The organism is Gemmatimonas sp. (genome assembly GCF_046594945.1).
Taxonomy (GTDB): domain Bacteria; phylum Gemmatimonadota; class Gemmatimonadetes; order Gemmatimonadales; family Gemmatimonadaceae; genus Gemmatimonas.
The window spans coordinates 1-4,519 of the sequence record NZ_JBKJRB010000109.1 but is presented as its reverse complement, the minus strand read 5'-3'; the positions used below and the strand labels follow the sequence as shown (position 1 = coordinate 4,519).

The window sequence follows — 4,519 nt, the reverse complement described above, 5'->3', positions numbered from 1 at the left end:
GCCGCCTTTCTGCAGCATCCGGAACGCTTCGTCAAGGGTCCGCCGCGCGTGCCCGAGCTCCCGACGGAAGTGTGGATCAACAAAGCGGAGAACCAGACGGCGGTCATCGGCTAGCGCGGCTCACTAAACTCTCAATCCGTCCGTCTCATTTTCCTTGACAGGTTCCGCCAGCAAATGGACAAGGGTCCCTCTCCAGATTCTGGGGGCTCTTGAAGCCGCATAAATCTGCCATTGCAGAAACGCTTGTCGGCGCGGTGCTCACGACTGTCTTGGGGTTGTGCTCGGCGATTTATGTTCAGAAGATCGTCGACAATGTTCTGGTTGAAGGAAACGAGAATCTGCTAAATGTGATGACTGTGGGAATGATATTCCTACTACTGGTACAAGTTGTTATCGGTGCTGGCAAAACTCTAATTGGACTTCGCACTGGTCAGAAGATTGACGCGGCGCTAATTACCGCATATTACCAACATCTGATTCGGCTTCCGCAGTCGTTCTTCGACACGATGCGCGTCGGTGAAGTGCTCTCGCGTGTGAACGATGCTGTCAAGATTCGTATATTCCTCAATGACATCGTCCTAAACTTGGTTGTTAGCGTAGCGGTCATGATCTTCGCTTACGCGATGCTGTTCGCGTATAGCTGGAAGCTCGCGCTCTTGGTCTCCGTGCTGCTGCCGATCAATGCGGGCATACTGCTATGGTCAAATCGAGTCAATCGCACATATCAGCGCGCCGCGTTAGTGCAAAGTGCTGATTTGGAAGCACATTTCGTCGAGTCGCTTACTATTGCTGGAACAGTCAAGCGACTGCAATTGGAGACTCGCGTTGAATCCCAAGTTGAAACCCGTTTGGTCAAGCTGATCGAAACCGGATTTGAGGGCGCAAAGCTCGGTTTGATGTATGGAGGCGCATCGCAGTTTGTGGGTCGGCTTGCCTCGGTATCACTTTTGTTTGTAGGCGCAAAGCTCGTGCTCGAGCAGCAGCTGTCGCCCGGCGAGTTGATGTCATGCTTTACACTGCTTGGATATCTCAGCGGGCCTCTTACCAGTTTGGTGTCAGCAAATCGGTCAGCCCAAGAGGCCGTAATTGCTGCGGAACGGCTGTTCGACATAATGGACTTGGCGCGGGAAAGCGATGCAGGCGCGCCGATGAACACACACAGCGGCAACGGGCTGGCAGTGGAGTTTCACAACGTTGCGTTCCGCTATGGCGCCCGCGCAGGTGTGCTCGAGGGCCTTTCTTTGTTGGTTCCGGCTGCGGCCACCGTCGCTATAGTTGGTGAGAGCGGGTCGGGAAAGAGCACAGTCGCGGCACTGGTTCAGCGCTTGTACTCGCCGTCGGCCGGCGTTGTAAAGCTTGGCGACGTCGATCTTCAGTACGTCCGCCTGAGTGATGTTAGATCTATTGTTGGAGTCGTTCCTCAGCGCGTTCAGCTTTTTTCAGGTACGCTACTTGAGAACATTACGCTCAACGAGTCGCCGGACCTTCCTCGCGTTTCTGCGCTGATTCGAGATCTTGGTCTCGATGTGCTCGTCGCGCGTCTTCAGGGGGGACTATTGGAGGCTATCGGTGAAGACGGCTCCAACCTCTCCGGAGGCGAACGTCAACGAATAGCAGTCGCGAGGGCTTTGTACGCCCGGCCATCGGTTTTGATTTTAGATGAAGCGACATCATCACTTGATGCGGTCGCTGAGAGTGCGGTAATGAACGCTCTCCGCGTGCATGTAGGCTCTACTTGCACGATAATTATCGTAGCGCACAGGCTTTCGACTGTGTTACACGCAGACACGATTTACGTGTTAGAGGGGGGTCGGCTAGTTGAGCAAGGCGCGCATTTGGATCTACTCAGGTTGCAGGGAAAGTATTCAACGCTTTGGCGCAGTCAGACCGGTGAGGTACTCTTGAGCGACGCGTTTACGTGTGATGAAGGGTCTTTTTCATCGCCGGTCGATGTCGGGGGCCACGCACTTGTGTAAGTGCAGAAGCCACCGGCCTTTCTCTTGCCGTTGTTCAGCGAACGCCATGTTCTTGGTTTGGTGTGGGGTGCTCGGCGCAGTCACATACGCGGTGTCCCGGTCGATGGAGAGTCGACGGTTTGCATACGTCGTATCGTTCGCTCTACTTGTCGTCGCGATCAGCGCAATGCGCAGGAGGCGCGACCATTGATTTGCATCGAGCATGCCGAGATTTGGTGGACGCCTACGCGCTAGGCACTACGATCCGACTGCCGGCCCCGGAAAGTCGATTTGCCGTGACCCCAAAAGTCAGCTGTGATCCTGAGGGGACATTTGCGTACTTGCGACCCTGTATGCGAACTACGGCGCGGTCTGTCGCGCGCACGCAAAACAGCCATTGCTAGGTGAAACGCGAAGAGTGTCGCGACGATTGGCACAGTTCGCGCGGCGGGCCAACAACAACTCAAGGCGTGGTCATGCTATTGACGGGCTCGGTCAGATCGCGGCACAGTTCGTCGCGAAGGTGGCGCCCCTGTGTGTGGCCCAGACCCCGCCCACGACCACGCTCCACTCGTGCGGGAACGGCCGCGTGGCCCAATAGTGGAGATTTGGTATTGCGTTGAGTCGGAGCGTTTACGGGATTGCGGCGGCGAGGCAGAGAAGCACGCAGATCGCGCCATTCGAATCGTCGGCGATCACGACGAACCTGCCCGTGTCGTACGAGCGCATCCGCGGGCCTGGCTCTTGCGGGACGACGCCCGCGGATGCTCACACCTATCTCTTCGTCGCTGATCGCGCGCACGTCCTCTTCCGACCGCACTTGCTCTGATGATCAAAAAACACTCGCGTCGCTGAACGCGCCTTAACTGCCGAGCATGGCGTCGGCGCTCGACGAGCAGCGCGCGATCCCCGATCTCGCCGCGCTGTCCTTTGAGGAGCGGCTCGCGCTGCTCCTCGAGCGCGAACACGCCGTGCGTCACGACCGTCGGCTCACGCGCCTCTTGCAACTCGCGCGGCTGCGCTATGCCGCGTGCATCGAGGATGTGAACTTCCGGGCGAAGCGCGGCCTCGACCGCCACCGCGTCTTGCAGCTCGCGGGCGGCGAGTGGATCCGGCAACACCAGACGCTGCTCATCGTCGGGCCCACCGGAGTAGGGACATACTACATCACCTCAGTATGTGGTGGTGGATTCAAGCGTTAGCTGCGCGGGATGATCAGCCGGCGGAAGTGCACGACCGCTGCGCACTTGCTGCACATAGTGAACGACCCCGTCACACGCCAGATCGGAAGCACGAATCATCCACGGCGCGTGCGCGATGACCTGACGGGCGGGCAACACATGGCGCTCGATGAGTTTCCGAATCACGGTATCACTGACGCCAAGCTGCGCGGCGGCGCCGTCCATCGTCAGCCAGCCATCGATGGCCGCCTGCGCGGCATCATGCCCTCAGTGGACACCTCAAATCCGGCCACTGATCGACACCGCAAAACCGGCCACCACGCCGGCGAGCTGAGACTGGTTAGCGGGCTACGGTGACCGAGGAGTCGGTCGCCGCCTGAAGTTTCGTGCGCCAGCTCCGTGGACCGCAAGTGAGGACGTGCGCGTGGTGGAGGAGCCGGTCGAGCAGCGCGGTCACGGCCGCGGTGTCGCCGAGCAGTTTGCCCCAGTCGTCGACGGGACGATTCGACGTGAGGATGGTGGAGGCGCGTTCATAGCGCCGCATGATGAGCTCCAGCAGATCTTCGGCGGCGGTCGGTGGGAGTTTGCGCATGCCGAGATCATCGATGATCAGAAGCGGGACGGTGCTGAGCGCCGCGAAGACCTCTTTGCGCGTGCCATCGAGCGTCGCGTCAGTGAGCTCTTCCAGCAGGAGATGCGCTTCACGATAGTGGACGCGGTGGCCCTGCTGGATCGCCGCGTGGCCGAGCGCCTGCGCCAAGTGACTCTTGCCACTACCCGGCGGGCCGATCAGCAAAATGTCTTCGCGTAGCGTGATAAAGCGGCCGGTGGCGAGCTCGAAGAGCAGCGCGCGATTCATCTTCTTGTTAAAAGTGAAATCGAAGCTGTCGAGTGATCGACTGGGATCGCGGAAGCGCGCCTGAACGCGCCGACGTTCGAGCAGCCGATCCTGTCGGCGTTGCAGTTCCTCGTTCACGAGCATCGCGATGAGATCGAGCGGCGGCAGGCGTTCCGCTTGCGCGTGGCGCAGCCGCGCGTCGAGGACGTCGGCCATGCCGGAGAGGCGGAGGCTCCGGAGGGCGCGATCTAGTTCGGCCAGATTCATGAGGCAGCGGCTCGGCGATCAATTAGATCGCGGTAGAGAGTGAGTTGGCGGATGAGCGGATCGATCTGTTTGAGCGCGGCGGCGGGGGCTTTCACGCGTTCGAGATAGCGGCGGAGAAAGCGATACGACGGCGCGCCCGCTTCGAGCGCGAAGTGCGCGGCGTCTTCGGTGAGCGCCGGCCCGTGCTTCCGCGCGAGCGACAGGACCCCGAGGATGCGGCGCGGCGCGAGCACGCCCTCGGTACGATGGATGTGGTCGCACACCGCGCCGATGGACGG

General features: G+C 59.9%; 4 protein-coding genes and 1 pseudogene. 2 read left to right on the top strand and 3 right to left on the bottom strand.

Annotation, left to right across the window (positions count from 1 at the left end; translation table 11 throughout):
* Positions 1-209 precede the first annotated feature (209 nt).
* Both ACLL97_RS13045 and ACLL97_RS13040 read left to right on the top strand, forming a co-directional pair.
* The gene (locus ACLL97_RS13045) at positions 210-1,976 is read left to right on the top strand and encodes a peptidase domain-containing ABC transporter (protein ID WP_411280908.1); all 1,767 of its coding nucleotides are present in this window, start codon (positions 210-212) and stop codon (positions 1,974-1,976) included.
* Between the two features lie 854 nt (positions 1,977-2,830).
* A complete protein-coding gene (locus ACLL97_RS13040) occupies positions 2,831-3,157 on the top strand; it encodes an ATP-binding protein (protein WP_411280907.1) in 327 nt (108 codons plus the stop codon).
* Here the strand turns inward: ACLL97_RS13040 and ACLL97_RS13035 are convergent.
* From ACLL97_RS13035 to ACLL97_RS13025, 3 genes and pseudogenes are all read right to left on the bottom strand, one after another.
* Positions 3,128-3,361, bottom strand: coding sequence for a helix-turn-helix domain-containing protein (locus tag ACLL97_RS13035; RefSeq protein ID WP_411280906.1), 234 nt, complete (start codon positions 3,359-3,361; stop codon positions 3,128-3,130). The two genes, ACLL97_RS13040 and ACLL97_RS13035, sit on opposite strands and share 30 nt — an antisense overlap.
* A gap of 115 nt (positions 3,362-3,476) precedes the next feature.
* The gene (gene istB, locus ACLL97_RS13030) at positions 3,477-4,241 is read right to left on the bottom strand and encodes an IS21-like element helper ATPase IstB (RefSeq protein ID WP_411280905.1); all 765 of its coding nucleotides are present in this window, start codon (positions 4,239-4,241) and stop codon (positions 3,477-3,479) included.
* Positions 4,238-4,519, bottom strand: a pseudogene (locus tag ACLL97_RS13025) (IS21 family transposase); the annotation flags it as partial. The pseudogene ACLL97_RS13025 and the gene istB, both read right to left, overlap by 4 nt.